Source organism: Rhodococcus sp. NPDC003348, assembly GCF_053589375.1.
Genome location: NZ_JBSFRT010000006.1, coordinates 149,562 through 164,858, shown reverse-complemented (window position 1 = coordinate 164,858; position 15,297 = coordinate 149,562). Strand labels below are relative to the sequence as shown.

At 69.8% G+C, this 15,297-nt stretch carries 15 protein-coding genes; 3 read left to right on the top strand and 12 right to left on the bottom strand.

Annotated elements, in window-relative coordinates:
• Window positions 1-78 precede the first annotated feature (78 nt).
• Complete coding sequence (locus tag ACWDU4_RS06360; RefSeq protein WP_450113010.1) at window positions 79-1,062, top strand: rod shape-determining protein; 984 nt, start codon at window positions 79-81, stop codon at window positions 1,060-1,062.
• A 45-nt stretch (window positions 1,063-1,107) separates the two neighbouring features.
• Here ACWDU4_RS06360 and ACWDU4_RS06355 read toward each other — a convergent pair whose 3' ends face one another.
• The 3 genes from ACWDU4_RS06355 to glgC form a co-directional block, all read right to left on the bottom strand.
• Window positions 1,108-3,939, bottom strand: coding sequence for an FtsW/RodA/SpoVE family cell cycle protein (locus tag ACWDU4_RS06355; RefSeq protein WP_450113045.1), 2,832 nt, complete (start codon window positions 3,937-3,939; stop codon window positions 1,108-1,110).
• An 8-nt stretch (window positions 3,940-3,947) separates the two neighbouring features.
• Window positions 3,948-5,225 (bottom strand): hypothetical protein, encoded by a 1,278-nt coding sequence (locus tag ACWDU4_RS06350; protein ID WP_450113009.1) that lies wholly within the window; start codon window positions 5,223-5,225, stop codon window positions 3,948-3,950.
• Between the two features lie 206 nt (window positions 5,226-5,431).
• Window positions 5,432-6,646 carry a glucose-1-phosphate adenylyltransferase gene (gene glgC / locus ACWDU4_RS06345; RefSeq protein ID WP_450113008.1) on the bottom strand — a complete coding sequence of 405 codons (1,215 nt, stop codon included), beginning with the start codon at window positions 6,644-6,646 and terminating at the stop codon, window positions 5,432-5,434.
• 131 nt (window positions 6,647-6,777) lie between these two features.
• On the opposite strand from glgC, the gene glgA reads away from it, so the two are divergent.
• Window positions 6,778-7,956: a glycogen synthase gene (gene glgA / locus ACWDU4_RS06340; RefSeq protein ID WP_450113007.1), complete on the top strand. Its 1,179-nt coding sequence runs from the start codon at window positions 6,778-6,780 to the stop codon at window positions 7,954-7,956.
• A 15-nt stretch (window positions 7,957-7,971) separates the two neighbouring features.
• On the opposite strand, the gene ACWDU4_RS06335 is transcribed toward glgA, so the two are convergent.
• The 9 genes from ACWDU4_RS06335 to ACWDU4_RS06295 all read right to left on the bottom strand — a co-directional run bounded on the left by ACWDU4_RS06335 (window position 7,972) and on the right by ACWDU4_RS06295 (window position 14,151).
• Window positions 7,972-8,805, bottom strand: coding sequence for a putative RNA methyltransferase (locus ACWDU4_RS06335; RefSeq protein WP_450113006.1), 834 nt, complete (start codon window positions 8,803-8,805; stop codon window positions 7,972-7,974).
• 113 nt (window positions 8,806-8,918) lie between these two features.
• A complete protein-coding gene (locus ACWDU4_RS06330; protein ID WP_003931055.1) occupies window positions 8,919-9,086 on the bottom strand; it encodes a DUF3117 domain-containing protein in 168 nt (55 codons plus the stop codon).
• 135 nt (window positions 9,087-9,221) lie between these two features.
• Entirely contained in the window at window positions 9,222-9,830 is a 609-nt protein-coding gene (locus tag ACWDU4_RS06325; protein ID WP_450113044.1) for a DNA-3-methyladenine glycosylase I, read from the bottom strand.
• Window positions 9,781-10,101 (bottom strand): DivIVA domain-containing protein, encoded by a 321-nt coding sequence (locus ACWDU4_RS06320; protein ID WP_450113005.1) that lies wholly within the window; start codon window positions 10,099-10,101, stop codon window positions 9,781-9,783. Before ACWDU4_RS06320 ends, ACWDU4_RS06325 begins: the two co-directional genes overlap by 50 nt.
• Before the next feature lie 54 nt (window positions 10,102-10,155).
• Entirely contained in the window at window positions 10,156-11,106 is a 951-nt protein-coding gene (locus ACWDU4_RS06315) for a glucosyl-3-phosphoglycerate synthase (RefSeq protein ID WP_450113004.1), read from the bottom strand.
• Window positions 11,103-12,017: a dihydropteroate synthase gene (gene folP, locus ACWDU4_RS06310; protein ID WP_450113003.1), complete on the bottom strand. Its 915-nt coding sequence runs from the start codon at window positions 12,015-12,017 to the stop codon at window positions 11,103-11,105. Before folP ends, ACWDU4_RS06315 begins: the two co-directional genes overlap by 4 nt.
• 4 nt (window positions 12,018-12,021) lie before the next feature.
• Window positions 12,022-12,570: an LOG family protein gene (locus ACWDU4_RS06305; RefSeq protein WP_450113002.1), complete on the bottom strand. Its 549-nt coding sequence runs from the start codon at window positions 12,568-12,570 to the stop codon at window positions 12,022-12,024.
• Window positions 12,567-13,391, bottom strand: coding sequence for an LOG family protein (locus tag ACWDU4_RS06300; RefSeq protein ID WP_450113001.1), 825 nt, complete (start codon window positions 13,389-13,391; stop codon window positions 12,567-12,569). Before ACWDU4_RS06300 ends, ACWDU4_RS06305 begins: the two co-directional genes overlap by 4 nt.
• 64 nt (window positions 13,392-13,455) lie before the next feature.
• Window positions 13,456-14,151, bottom strand: coding sequence for an SDR family NAD(P)-dependent oxidoreductase (locus ACWDU4_RS06295; protein ID WP_450113000.1), 696 nt, complete (start codon window positions 14,149-14,151; stop codon window positions 13,456-13,458).
• Window positions 14,152-14,296: 145 nt separating this feature from the next.
• Here ACWDU4_RS06295 and ACWDU4_RS06290 point away from each other — a divergent pair, with 145 nt between their 5' ends.
• Window positions 14,297-15,190, top strand: a complete 894-nt coding sequence (locus ACWDU4_RS06290; protein WP_450112999.1) for a LysR family transcriptional regulator — start codon at window positions 14,297-14,299, stop codon at window positions 15,188-15,190.
• Window positions 15,191-15,297: the final 107 nt, after the last annotated feature.

Genomic DNA, 15,297 nt, shown 5'->3' with positions numbered 1-15,297 from the left:
CACCGCAAAGTCGACCGAATCCCGGTGGTACTGCGTACGATGTGATGCGTCTCACTCCACTCCCTTTCGGAGGCTGACGTGCGTGGACTAGGGATCGATCTCGGAACCGCAAACACTGTCGTCGGCACACCCGATGACGGCGTCGTCCTGAACGAGCCATCGTTCATGCTGGTGAAAGCGAAGGATCTCGATCACGCCCTCGCGATCGGTGCGGACGCACGGAACCTGCTGGGCCGCACGCCCGTCGGGGTCTCGTCGGTGCGCCCCGTACGCGACGGAGTGGTCGCGGACCTCGAATCGGCGCGAACGTTCGTCTCCGCCGTTCTCAACCAGGCCGCCCCGCACCGGCGGTACAGCCCGCGCGCGAAGGGCGTGATGGCGGTGCCCGCCGGCGCCACACCACTCGAGCGCCGCGCACTTCTCGAGGTCGGGCACGAGTCCGGTCTGCGCAAGGTCGGCCTGATACCGGAACCGGTCGCGGGCGCGCTCGGATGCGGGATCAACCCAATGGAACCACGCGCCCACCTCGTCGTCGACATAGGCGGCGGCACTTCGGAAATCACCGCGTTCTGCTTCGGTGGCATCCTGTCGAATCGCAGTTGCCGCCTCGCGGGCGATCACCTGACCGACGTGCTGCGGCAGTACCTGCGGACCGAGCACAAGATCATCGTCGGCGACCTCACTGCCGAACACGCCAAGATCGGCGTTCCCGACGAGGGCCAGGCGCTCGTCGTCGAGGGCATCGACCCCGTGACGGGGCACGCGCGCCTGGTCACCCTCGACAGCAAGGAGATCGAGGACGCGCTGCGGCCGGCGATCACCGAGATCGTGCAGACCCTGGCCACCTGCCTCGACGACCTTCCCGCCCAGGCGATCGGGGACGTGATGTCGGAGGGGCTCCTGGCCATCGGCGGCGGATCGATGCTGCGCGGTCTCCCCCAGCTGCTCGAAGAGCATTTCGGCGTCGGCGTGAAGGTGGCAGAGAACCCGCTCACCTGCGTCGCCGAGGGCGCGACCGCCTGCCTCGACCACCCCGAGGTCGTCGCCGCCTACAGCGCCTGAGCCTTCAGCACTCGAGCCTCCGGAACTCGGGCCTGCAGCTCCTCGTCAGCGGCCCGGCGCGGCCCCGCGGGTCTGCGCGAGGTAGAGCTCGAGGAGCTTCTTGACCACGGGACCTGCTGTTGCCGAACCGAATCCGCCACCACGTACCAGGACCGACACGACGACCTCCGGCGCGTCGTAGGGCAGCACCGCGGAGAACCAGGCGTTCAGCCCCTCGCCGGGCGCCGACGGATCCTCCGCCGTGCCCGTCTTGGCGGCGGCAGGCACCGGCAGACTCGCCAACTGGCCGGCGGTACCGGCGGCGGCCGACGCCCGCATCCCCGCACGCACCGGTCCCAGGCTGTCCGCGAAGGACAGCCGATGCGGCTCCGCGGTGGGAATGGGCCAGCCCTCGCCCTCCCCGTACGACGCCGCGAGCTGGGGGGTGACTGTCGCGCCGGTGGTGATACCGGCCGTCCAGCGCGCCACCTGCACCGGCGACGCGGTGACGGTGCCCTGACCGATGCCCATCAGCAGCGTCGACCCCGGATACCAGGTTCCGCCGATGGCGGCGACCGATTCCGGTGTGCCGAGGAAACCTTCGGCCTCACCCGGCATGTCCAGCCCCGACGGGCGGCCCACCCCCAACTCGTCGGCGGTCGCGGCCATCCGCTCGGGGCCGAGTCGTTCACCAAGCTGGTAGAAGTACACGTTGTCCGACCACTGGATCGCCCCGATCAGGCTGTTCGGACCCATCGGCTGCCAGTTCGCGAACGTGTGGCCACCATAGGTGTACGAGGCGCCGCCCGCGAGCTTCTGGTCCGGCGGCACCACGTCGTATTTGGCGTTCGCCGAGGCAACAACGATCTTGAAGGTCGAGCCGGGTGGCGCCACCGACTGGAACGCGTGGTTGAGCATGCGTCCTGGGCCCGGCATCTGGGTTTGCGCTGCCAGCGCGGCCGCGTCGACCGGTGGACCGTAGACGTTGTTGTCGTATCCGGGCACGCTCGCCATCGTCAGCACCGCCCCGGTGCGGGCGTCCATCACGATCGCCGCGCCGAGGTCGCCGCCACTGGAACGGACCGCGGCGGCAAGGGCATCGGTTGCGACCTGCTGCATCGCACTGTCGAGATGCAGGCGCAGGTCGTGCCCGCGCACCGGATCCACCCGCGCGGCGGTGGCCACCGGCTGGCCCGACGGGTCGACGTACACGCACTGGCTGCCGTCGATGCCGCGGAGCAGTGCGTCGTACTGCTTCTCGAGCCCGGCCTTGCCTACTCGTGATCCGAGCGCAAGCTGTGGCCAGGTCTGCATGTCCTCGGCGTCGGCGACCCCGACGTATCCGAGAACGGTTGCCAGGGTCGCTGCCTGTGGGTACTGCCTGCGTCCGGTCGGATAGACCAGTACCCACGGCACATGGGCGTCCACGATGGCTTGGGCCCGCTCCGGCCCGACCCTCGCCAGCACCGCCTCCACCTCGCCGCCCGCGGCGCGGAGGGTGTCCGCGAGTTGGTCCGGGGTGATCCCGAGCAGCGCGGCGAGTTCGCCACGTACCTCGGCGTTGTTGTCGTCGAACATGCGGGCAACGACGGAGACGGTGTACTCCGGGACGTTGACCGCGAGCGGGACCCCGTTCCGGTCGAGGATCTGACCACGCTCGGCAGGCAGGCGGATGCACCGCATCAGCTGCCCGTCACTCATCTGCCGGAACTCCGCACCCCGATCGCTCTGCAGGTGCCAGGCGACCCCCGTCATCGCGACGAGCGACGCGATGACGGTCACGGCACCGACCGACACGCCGCGCGGCAGCCGCCTGCGACGGGGCTGGGAGGCCCACAGCGGCCGTGCGACACCGTCGCGGCGCACCGCGAGGACCAGACCGATCTCGACGAAGCCGATGACCGCTGCCGTACCGCCGTAACTGAACAGTGGAATCGGCATGCCGGTGTGGGGCAGCAGCGACAGGCTCTGCGCGATCGAGACGACGGCATGCACACCGAACAACCCGCCGACGCCCGCGGCGACGAGTGCGGCCTCCCGGGTCCGCGCGGTCCGCGCGGCGACCGTGGCACGCCACACGATGATCGACGAGGCGATCACCACCGCCAGCCCTGCGACCAGCCCCCACCCGTACACGAGGCTCGCAAAGGCGAGGTCGTGCTCCGATTCCGGAAGGTACTCGGCCCGGAGCGCATACTGCGGTTGCCGCCACAGTCCCCACAGTCCGCCGCTGCCGATCGCGATGTCGGCCTGCCACGCCGCCCATCCCGACCCCTGGGGATCGGCGCTGTTCGACAGGAACACGTGGATCCGCTCCAGCTGGTACGGGCGCAGGAACAGCACGGCCAGCGGGATCGACGCGACCCCGAGTGCGAACAGCGGCGCCAGCGGCAGCAACGGCACCCGCGCGAGGATCAACATGAGCATCACGATCGCGACGAGCACGACGGCGGTGGACAGGTCCGGTTGGAGGGCGACGAGGCCGATGGGAACACTCGCCGTGATGAGGACACCGGCGAATCGGCCGAGGGTGTATCCCCCGGCGAGGATGGCGGCGGGCACCAGAATCAGGGCCAGTTTGGCCAGTTCGGACGGCTGCACGGTGAACACGCCCAGGTCCAGCCACCGCTGCGCGCCCTTGGTCGCGACACCGACCAGCGGTACCGCCACGAGCAGAAGGACCGTGGCGGCGTAGAGGATCCACCCGAATCGGCGAAGCCGGTCCACCCGCATCCGGGACGTCACCCACATCGCGCCGAGGCCGACCACCGCGAAGGCGGCATGCCGCAGCGCGTAGGACGTCATGCCCGTCGACAGCAGGTTGAGCAGGCCGAGCACCACCAGGACGACCGCCGCCGCGACCAGCCAGGGATCGAACTCGCGCCTACCGGCCTGCACGGAGGCTCTCACGGGCAGGTCGCGTTCTCGGCGGGAACGTACACCGGATCCGATGCGGCGGCGGCCGGGGCGCTGGTGAGCGCGGCGATGGCGACGGCCGTGTCGGCCGGAACCGCGACGCTCCCGATGCCGTACACCTCCTGCTCGCCACTCGGCACGGGCATCGTGACGTCGGCGCCGGGGTGGACCGCACCCGAGCAGCGGTCGTACACGGCCAGCTTCCAGGTCACCGCCGGGACGTTCGCCCGGGGATCGACGCGGACGTCGACGCGCAGGACACACTGTTGTCCCACAGCGCAATTCCCATTGGCGAAGGTGGCGGTGACACCCGTGATCGGACCCGCGCTGCCCGGAAGACCGGTGTCGACGGGAGCCGCCGCGGATCCCGCCGCCGGCGCCGGGGTGTCCGGTACCGGCGGCGAGACCGGCCGGATCTGATCCTGCGCCTGCTCACTCTCGGACGAGAGGAGGGTGTCCCACCCCAGCCGCATCTGCGTCCACGCTCCGGGTGCCTTCCACACCGCTACGGCGAGCAGCCCGATCGCGATGACCGCGACGATGCCCTGCCGCTTCGAGAGCCGCCACTTCCGGCGATGCCACGGATTCTCGACCGGGGGAAGCCAGCCGGCCGGGGCGAGGGACGCTCCGGCCGCCTCGCCCGCCGGGGCCGGCACCGGCGCGCCGGGGACCGGGTCGGCCCCACCCTCGCCGAGAGATCCGCGCGCCGCCGCGACGAGTTTGGCGATCTGGTGGCGCGTCCGATCCGTGGTGGACGGGTCGAGGTGGACGGCGGCGGACGGGTCGAGGCCGACCGCGCCGGACACGCGACGTAACAGGTCGGGCAGGTCCGTTGCTCCAGCGATCGATTCGTCCACCCGCTGGGCGAACGCCTCGTCGTGACATGCGGCGGCAATCGCCCGCAGCACCCGCGCCGCCGCCGAGGTCGCCTCCGGCCCGGTACCGGCACCGACGGCGTCGGCGTCGGCGTCGGCGTCGGCGTCGGCGATGGTGAGCTGCCCTTCGCACGACACCGTCACCGAACGATCGCCGAGAAACCGTCCGCGCCCCCCAGCGAGTTGGCGGGTCACATCGCCGATGAGCAACGCTGCCTGCGCCGGCGTCAACAGCGCCACCGCGAGCAGGGTGCGAACGTCGACCTCACCGCCACCGGCGGGCTCGTCGGGCGGTTCGGGGGGTTCGGGTCCCGGCGGCAGCGACGCGTTTCTCGGCGACCCGGCCCGCGGCAACTCATTCCTCGACGAAAGCTCTGGCACTGCTTCGATCATCGGGCACCCCGGCACTCTGCGGCCCCTACGCGGGTGTGCGAGCGGACCGGAACCCGTGGCCCGTAGACCCTCGACTAGGGCTTACCCATTCTTGAACCTTGACCCCTGAAACCCTTTACGCCTCTGAGCATTCCAATTAAACCAAGACCGATGCAAACGCGGAACGGCCGTTACTCATCCGAGACGACCCAGGCGCGGGATCGGTATCAGATCCACACACCCTTGCCGACGGTGACCACGCCACCGCTGCTGACCGCGAACCGCTGCCGATCCCGCTCGATGTCCACACCGATGATCTCACCTTCACCGACGACGACGTTCTTGTCGAGAATCGCCCGCCGGACCACGGCACCCTTGCCGATCCGGACACCGGGCATCAGCACGCTGCCCTCCACCGTGGCGCCGTCGTCGACCATCACGTTGGAGCTGAGCACCGAATTGCGGACCGTGGCCGCGGACAGGATGCAGCCCGACCCGACGATCGACTCCTGCGCCAGCCCGCCCTGGACGAACTTCGCCGGTGCGAGGTTCTCGGCGGCGCCCCGGATCGGCCAGCGCCGGTTGTAGAGGTTGAACACCGGGTGCACCGACACCAGGTCCATGTGCGCGTCGTAGAAGGCGTCGATGGTCCCGACATCCCGCCAGTAACCACGGTCGCGGTCGGTGGCGCCGGGCACCACGTTGTCCGCGAAGTCGTAGACGTGCGCGGCCCCCTCGCGCACGAGTTTGGGAATGATGTCCCCACCCATGTCGTGGTCGGAGTTCGAGTCCTCCGAGTCGGCGCGGATCGCGTCGACGAGCACCTTCGTGGTGAACACGTAATTGCCCATCGACGCGAACGTCACATTCGGGTCGTCCGGCGTGCCGGGTGGGTGCGCGGGCTTCTCCAGGAACTGGGTGATCCGGCCCGACTCGTCGGAGTCGATGCAGCCGAACGCGAACGCCTCGCTGCGCGGCACCCGGATCCCCGCCACGGTAACGCCCGCACCGGACTCGATGTGATGCTGGACCATCTGCTCCGGATCCATCCGGTACACGTGGTCGGCACCGAACACGACGATGTACTCGGGGTCCTCGTCGTAGACGAGGTTGAGCGACTGCAGGATCGCGTCAGCGCTGCCCGTGTACCAGCGCGGTCCGAGCCGCTGCTGCGCCGGCACGGGGGTGATGTACTCCCCCGCGAACCCGGACAGCCGCCATGTCTGGGAGATGTGCCGGTCCAGCGAGTGCGACTTGTACTGGGTGAGCACACAGATCCGGAGATAGCCGGCGTTGACGAGATTGCTGAGCACGAAGTCGATGAGCCGGTAGGCACCACCGAACGGGACGGCGGGCTTGGCCCGGTCGGCGGTCAGGGGGTAGAGACGCTTCCCCTCGCCGCCGGCGAGCACGATTCCAAGCACATGCGGCTGGCTCCTCACCCTGCCAACTTATCGGCCACCGTGTGCCCTCGCCAGCCAGACCACGCCCGAGACCGGGCCCGTGATGGAGACCATGCCCGGGGCTGCGCCGTGCGGTGGCCCGATCCCGGCCCGACGGTTACGTTTAGCCGGTGCGCGTGGCGATGATGACCAGGGAGTACCCACCGGAGATCTACGGCGGAGCAGGTGTCCACGTCACCGAGCTCGTCGCGCAGCTCGCCCGGTTGTGCGCGGTGGACGTGCACTGCATGGGCGCCGCCCGCGAGGGCGCACAGGTGCACCAGCCCGATCCGGCGCTGGCGGCGGCGAATCCCGCGCTGGGGGTCCTGTCGGCGGAGCTGCGGATGGCGGCGGCCGCGACCGGCGTCGACGTCGTGCACTCGCACACCTGGTACACGGGACTGGCCGGGCACCTGGCCGGCGCGCTGCACGCGGTGCCCCACGTGCTCACCGCGCACTCGCTCGAACCCCGGCGGCCGTGGAAGGCGGAACAACTGGGCAGCGGCTACCGGGTCTCGTCGTGGTCCGAGCACAACGCGGTGCAGCACGCGGACGCGATCATCGCGGTCAGCGCCGGGATGCGCGCCGATCTGCTGGACGCGTACCCGTTCGTCGACCCGAGCCGAGTGCACGTGGTGCGCAACGGAATCGACACCGACGTGTGGTATCCGGACGACGATCCATGGACATCGCCGGTGCTGCGTGAGCTCGGGGTCGACTCGGCGCGACCGCTGGCGGTGTTCGTCGGCCGGATCACCCGGCAGAAGGGCGTTGGACACCTGATCGCGGCGGCGCACCGGTTCGACCCCGACATCCAGTTGGTGCTGTGCGCGGGCGCGCCCGACACCCCGGAGATCGCCGAGTCCACCGCTCGCGCCGTCGCCGAGCTGTCGTCGGTCCGCCGGGACGTGCACTGGGTCCGAGAAATGCTGCCCACCGCAGAACTGCGGAAGATCCTCTCCGCCGCAACGGTATTCGTGTGCCCATCGGTTTACGAGCCGCTGGGAATCGTCAACCTCGAGGCAATGGCCACCGAGACCGCCGTGGTGGCCTCCGACGTCGGCGGCATCCCCGAGGTGGTCGACGACGGGGTGACGGGCCGACTGGTGCACCACAACACCTACGAGCCGGAGGCATTCGAAGCGGCACTGGCAGTCGCGGTGAACGAGGTGTGCGCCGATCGGGAGGGTGCCGTCGCGATGGGCCGGGCGGGCCGCCAACGCGCGATCGCCGAGTTCTCCTGGACCGAGATCGCCCGGCAGACCCTGGACGTCTACCAGGCGGCAATCGACGGATACCGCGCTCGATAGAACTGCCCGACAGACCTACAGGGGCCGGTAGCGGCTGACCGTCACCGACGCCGTGACCGTCAGAGGCTCGGGCAGCGCCCCGATCGCCGCCGCCCGGGTGCTCTCGGCCAGGTGTCGCGCCGAGGGGCCCATCGCGACCAGCTGCTCGGCCGCGGCGTGCGTCAACGACATCGGATACTCGACCGCGACGCGGGACACCCGGTCGAAGTGCCCGGCCATGGCCGCGCCGAGGCGCTCGGTCTTGTTCTCGTCGACCCGCACCATCGACAGCAGGTCCACCAACTCACGCAGATGCCGCTCCGTCGGGGTCAGCACCACCAGTTCGCCGTCCGCGCGCAGGACCCGCCGCAGCTCGGCGGCGTTGCGGGGCGCGAAGATCGACAGGGCGTGGCTGACCACGTGATCCCGCACCGGGAGTTGTGTCCAGATGTCGGCGACGACCGCCGCCACCCGGGGGTGGCTGCGAGCCAGCCTGCGCGCCGCGGCCTTGGACACATCCACCCCGAGACCCGGCGCGCCGGGCAGCGCGTCGAGCACGGTCGCCAGGTAGTGCCCGGTGCCCGCCCCGACCTCGAGGACCGCGGGATCGTCGACCCCGGCCGCGACGGTCGCGTCCGCGACCGCGGTACGGAGCCGATCGAAATGGCCGCCGTCGAGGAACTCGGCCCGCGCCGCGATCATCTCGGCGCTGTCGCCGGTGATCTTCGAGGCCCCCGACAGCAGGCTCACGTACCCCTGCCGGGCGATGTCGAAGCTGTGCCCTCGATCGCACAGCAACATCCGGTCGGACTCGTCGAGGTCGCCGCCGCAGTGCGGGCAGCACAGCAGGGCAAGCGCGTCGTTCAGCATCCGCGCCGCCCTCCTTCCTACGTCTCCGGCGGTTCCCGACCGCACCCAGCGCGGGGCCCCGCCCGCCGGGTGGCGACGCGGGGCCCGGGTGCTTCGGTTACTGCACGAGGGATTTAGCTGGTGACGCCCTTGAGTTCGTCGCCGAGCGCGGCGGCTTCCTCCGGGGTCAGTTCTACGACGAGCCGACCTCCGCCCTCGAGCGGGACGCGCATGACAATGCCCCGTCCTTCTTTGGTTGCTTCGAGGGGACCGTCCCCGGTCCGGGGCTTCATGGCCGCCATTCCTGCTCCCTCCAGATCTGTACCTCGTCGCCCGGACTTTTGCCGGGCGCACGCATCCATTCTTCCCTATCGCAACAAATGCCGGAAAGCTGAGTCACGTTTCGCGCCCTCCGATGCACGCCCGAGGGCGCACCCTCAGCGCCGCGGAACCCAGCAGTCCGCGATGTGATCGTCCACCATTCCGGTCGCCTGCATCAGAGCATATGCCGTGGTAGGGCCCACGAAACGGAATCCGCGGCGTTTCAGCTCGCGGGCCAGCGCGGTGGACTCCGCAGTGACCGCGGGAACCTCGTCCACCGTCGTCACCCGGTTCGGGCGTGGCGGCGGCGCGAACGACCACAGCAGCGAGTCGAGATCGGTGTCGGTCAGCGCGAGCACCGCCCGGGCGTTGCCGATCGCCGCATCGATCTTGGCCCGGTTACGGACGATGCCTGCGTCGCCGAGCAGCCGCTCGACGTCCGACGGTCCGAACGCCGCGACCGCTTCGACGTCGAACCCGGCGAATGCGGTGCGGAACGCCTCCCGCTTGCGCAGAACGGTGATCCACGACAGGCCCGACTGGAACGCCTCGAGGCAGATCCGTTCGAACAGCGCGTCCCGGCCGTGCAGCGGTGTGCCCCACTCCTGGTCGTGATAGTCGCGGTACAGCGTGGACCCGGGCGCGTCGACCGCCCACGGACACCGGACCCGATCGTCACTCACCGCGCGTCCCGCCCTCGTGGGTGGCGGCCGCGGCCCGGGCATCGGCGAGTTGGGCACGCAGCGAGTCGATCTCGGCCCCGAGCCGGTCCAGCGCCCAGTCCACCTCGCTGGCCTTGTATCCGCGCAGCACCTGCTGGAACCGCAAGTCCTGCACGTCGGTTCCGGTCACGTCCCGCACCGGCAGCGCGGTGACGGTGGTCGCGGGAGGCAGCGGCGCCATCTCCTCACCGCGGCCGAACACAGCGGACGCCACCAGGAACAGCACCCCACCGACCAGGGCCATGACGAGCAGGTAGAGCAGGACCGTGAACATGCCCCGATACTGTCACGACTCACCGACAGCACGGCTCACGACGGCCGGGCGTCGTTACGGCCGCAGGGTGTTCATCGGGGGCCGGTCGACGAGGGAGACGTCGGTGGTCACCGGCAGGAACGAGTCGCCGTCGGCGAGGAACTGCGTCAGACCGGCCGCGGAGTCCTCCACTCCGCACCGGCGCAGCATGGTCCCGATGATCTGCCTGCTCATCACGCCGAGCTCGACCAGCGGCCGGTTGCGGTGCTTGCGCACACCCAGGTTGACCTGGCCGATCGCGCTGAGTCCGAGCCGGTCGTAGGTGTCGAGCAGCAGCCCGATCTCGACACCGTAGCCCGGCGCGAACGGGACCGCGGACAGCAGTTCCCGGGTGCCGGCGTACTCGCCGCCGAGGGGCTGCAGCACCGAGGTCAGCTCGGGCCGGAGCGCCGCCAGCAGTGGCCGCGCGACCAGTTCGGTGACCCGGCCGCCGCCGCTCGCGTCCTCGGTCCCACCGACCCGCAGCGGCCGCCGGTAGTAGCCCTTGACCAGGTGGATGCCGTCGACCGTGAGCAGCGGCCCGAGCAGCTTCGGAACGAAGGCCGGGTCGGGATTGATCAGGTCGGAGTCGACGAACGCGATCACGTCACCGGTGGACGCGGCCAGCGAACGCCACAGCACCTCGCCCTTTCCCGGAACGGGAGGCAGTTCGGGGACGGCCTGCTCGCGGCTGACCACGGTGGCGCCTGCGGCCGCGGCGCGGTCCGCGGTCTCGTCGGTCGACCCGGAATCCAGCACGATCAGCTCGTCGACCAGACCGCCGAGCAGAGGATGGATCGTGTCCACCACCGCCGCGACGGTCTTCTCCTCGTTCAACGCGGGCAATACCACCGAGACGGTGCGCCCGGCCTTCGCCGCTTCCAGTTCGGCGACGGTCCAGTCGGGGTGGTCCCAGCTGTTCGCCTCCGACCACACCCGCACGGCCGCGTCGGACCGGGATCGCGCCGCCGGCGCAGGGGCGCTCATGCCAGCCCCCGCACCGTGCGCACCGGGGCCCTGGTGCCGACGATCGCGGCGATCATGTCCACGACCCGGCGAGTGGAAGCGACCTCGTGCACTCGGAAGACCCGCGCGCCCCGCGCGGCGGCCCATGCTGTCGCTGCCAAGGTGCCCTCCAACCGTTCGGCGAGTTCCACTCCCAAAGTCTCCCCGACAAAGTCCTTGTTGCTCAGCGCCATCAGCACTGGCCACCCGGTTTTAACGAGATCGTCCATTCGTCGCAACAACTCGAGCCCGTGGAAGGTGTTCTTGCCGAAATCGTGGGTCGGATCGATCAGGATCGAGTCCCTCGGCACCCCCAACGCAAGGGCTCGTTCCGCGGCGGGCACCACCTCGTCGAGGACGTCGGTGACGACGTCGGCGTAGTGGACCCGGTGCGGCCGGGTCCGCGGCACCGCACCGCCGGTGTGCGAGCAGACGTAGCCCGCCCGGAGCTCCGCGGCCACCGCCACCAGGTCCGGGTCGGCGCCCGCCCAGGTGTCGTTGATCAGGTCGGCGCCGCCCGCGCACGCCAGCCTCGCGACCTCGGCGCGCCAGGTGTCCACCGAGATGATCAGGTCCGGGTACCGGCCCCGGATCGCTTCGACGAACGGCACCACGCGGCGGATCTCCTCCGCGGCGTCGACCTCGTCGCCCGGCCCGGCCTTGACTCCACCGATGTCGACGAGGTCGGCACCCTCGTCGACGGCACGCTGTACCGCCGCCATCGCCGCCTCGTCGCTGAAGGTGGCGCCGCGGTCGTAGAACGAGTCCGGGGTCCGGTTGACGATCGCCATCACCAGGGCCCGATCGGTCGCCACGGGTCGGCCACAGAGGGTCGGCGAGGGCGACGGCGAATCGCGCCGCTGCGCGGGCTCCGCTCGGGTGATGTCGGTCATGGCTTCATAGTGGCATGCACGCGTCGAGCGCCCGATCGACGTCCTCGGTCACCAGCAGGGCGTCGAGGGCACGCTGCTGGACGAAGCCCCCTGCGCGCAGCCCGTCGAGCCACGTCAGCAGCCCGGTGTAGTGCCCGACCGGATCGAGCAGCACCATCGGTTTGTCGTGCATGCCGAGGTACCCGGCGGTCCACGTCTCGAACAGTTCCTCGAGGGTCCCGATCCCGCCGGGCAGCGCGATGAACGCGTCGGCCCGGTCCTCCATGACCTGCTTGCGCTGACGCATTGTGTCGGTGACGATCAGCTCGTCGGCGTCGACGTCGGCAACCTCCCTGTGCACCAGCGCCTTCGGGATCACCCCGATCGTCTTGGCCCCGTGCCTGCGGGCCGACTCGGCGACCGCGCCCATCATCGACACGTTGCCGCCGCCGGACACCAGATGCATACCCCGGCGCCCGATCTCCGCACCGAGACGGGACGCGAGCGCGAGAAACGACACGTCGACGGGACCGGACGCGCAGTACACGCAGACCGCGATCGGGCGGGCGGTCACCACTCGTCGACCTCCTCGCGCGGTTCGACCACGACCTCCCCGAGCTGGGACTCCATCACGATGCGGACGGCTTCCTCGACGCTGTCGGTGACGTGGATGAGCTTGACGTCGGCAGCCGCGATCTTGCCCTCGGCCACCAGGGTGGTGCGAATCCAGTCGACGAGCCCACCCCAGAAGGCGGTTCCCATCAGCACGATCGGGAACCGGGTGATCTTGTTGGTCTGCACGAGCGTGAGTGCCTCGAACAGTTCGTCGAGGGTGCCGAAGCCGCCGGGCAGGCAGATGAACGCCTGCGAATACTTGACGAACATCGTCTTGCGGGCGAAGAAGTAGCGGAAGTTGATGCCGAGGTCCACCCAGTCGTTCAGGGACTGCTCGAACGGCAGCTCGATACCGAGGCCGATGGAATACCCGCCCACCTCGCACGCGCCGCGGTTGGCGGACTCCATCACGCCGGGGCCGCCACCGGTGATCACCGCGTAGCCGGCCTCGGCCAGCGCGGCACCGAGCGCCCGGCCGAGTTCGTAGTCGGTGTGCTCCTCCGCGGTGCGAGCCGAACCGAACACGGCGACCGCGCGCGGCACCTCCGCCAGGGCGTCGAACCCCTCGACGAACTCGCTCTGGATGCGCAGCGCCCGCCACGGATCGGTGTGCACCCAGTCCACCGGCCCGCGCCGGTCGAGAAGACGCTGATCTGCGGTGCTTGGACCCGTCTTGCGGTCGCGGCGCAGCTGCACCGGTCCGCGCTGCTGGGCCGATGCGCTGGCCCGCTTTCCGGTGCTGCGCTTCGCGGGTCGTCCTGGGGTCTTGTCCGGTGCCATGCGGCCCAGGCTATCGCTGCCCGACGGGCCGCTCGCCCGGGCCGGTGGAGACGGGTGCTCGGGGTCAGTAGCCGGCACGTCCTCCGCTGGCGTCGTACACCGCCCCTGTGGAGAAGCTGACGGCGTCCGAGCACAACCAGCCGACGAGTTCGGCGATCTCCTCCGGGCGTCCCATCCGCCCCATCGGAGTCAGCGACTGGGAGCGAGCGAGGATCGCGGGGTCGGTATCGGCGTTCATCGGGCTCTGCACTGCGGCCGGGGCGACGACGTTGGCCAGCACACCCGTGGTGGCGAGTTCCTTGCCGAGCGACTTGGTCAACGCGATCACGGCCGCCTTCGACGCCGAGTACGCACTCTGGGTCGGGTTGCCGTCCTTGGCGGCGATGCTCGACAGGTTCACGATCCGACCCCAGCCGGCGGCCACCATCCCGGGCACGAAGGTGCGGCACATCAGGAATGTGCCGTCGACGTTGATCGCGAAGGTGCGCCGCCACTGCTCGAGGTCGACCTCGACGAGCGGGGCGGACGGCCCCACCACTCCGGCACTGTTGACGAGGATGTCGACCCGCCCGAGGTCGGCGCGGACCCGCTCGACCGCCGCCGGGTCGGTGACGTCCAGGTGGATGTCGGCGCCGCCGGCGACATCCGCGGTGACCACTCGCACCCCGGCCTCGGCGAGCAGCGTCGCGCAGGCCGCCCCGATCCCGCTCGCGCCACCGGTGACCAGCGCGGTCACACCCTCGGGATACGTCGCTGCCATGTTCGCTCCTGCCCATTGTGTGCGGAAGTCGCACCATTTATATTGATATTGCACATAATCGGACTTTAACTGTGTGCACTTACTGCATATATAGCTTGGCGCACACACGTCAAGCCACACCGAACAACGAAAAGAGAAAGCAGCCATGGAGATCCGCTGGGTCCACGCCTTCGTCGCGGTGGCCGAGGAGCTGCACTTCGGTCGTGCCGCCGCCCGGCTCCAGATGGCCCAGTCGCCACTGAGCCAGACGATCCGCAAACTCGAGAAGGACCTCGACGTCCCACTGTTCGAGCGCAGCACCCGCAACGTCGCGCTCACCGCGGCCGGTCACGCGTTCCTGCCGCACGCCTACCAGCTCCTCGAGAATGTCGACACCGCACGACAGGCCGCTCGGGCATCGACCGGGGGCGTGTACGGGCACGTCCGAATCGGCTTCACCGGCGTCCTCAACCACCGGGCACTGCCACCACTGACCCGCGCCCTGCGGCAGCGCTACCCGAACATCGAGCTGTCCCTGGTGGGCCGGATCATGACCCGCGACGCGGTCGTCCAGCTCGAGAGCGGCGCCCTCGACCTCGCCTTCGTCGGCCTACCCGTACAGTCCGCCGCGGTGCACACCCGACTGATCCGTCGCGAACCGTTCGGCGTTATCCTCCCAGCGGACCACCGACTGGCCGGCGCATCCGAGATCGAGCTGCACGACCTGGCCGACGAAGGCTTCGTCACGACGCCACTGTCCGCCGGATCGAGCCTGCAGGAGACCGCGATGCGGGCCTGCCTCGACGCCGGGTTCCGCCCGCGCATCGTGCAGGAGATCACCGATCCGTTCATGATCCTCATGCTCGTGGCCTCCGGGGTGGGCATCGCACTGATGACCTCCGGGCTCAACGAAATCCTTCCCCCGGGAACAGTTTTCGTGCCACTGAGCGGGGAACCCTTCTACATGAACCACGGCATCGCCTGGTCCACGAAGGGCATGTCCGACGCACTGCGCGTGACTCTCGAGACCTCGCTGGAGATCCTACCGACCCCGGTTTGAAGATTGAGATGTGATCGATCTTTATTTCAGACTTATTCGGTGTTGGACTCGCCACAGTAGGGCGTGACAGGCTCTCCCCCTGCCGGCAGTTGTGAGACGGATCACGA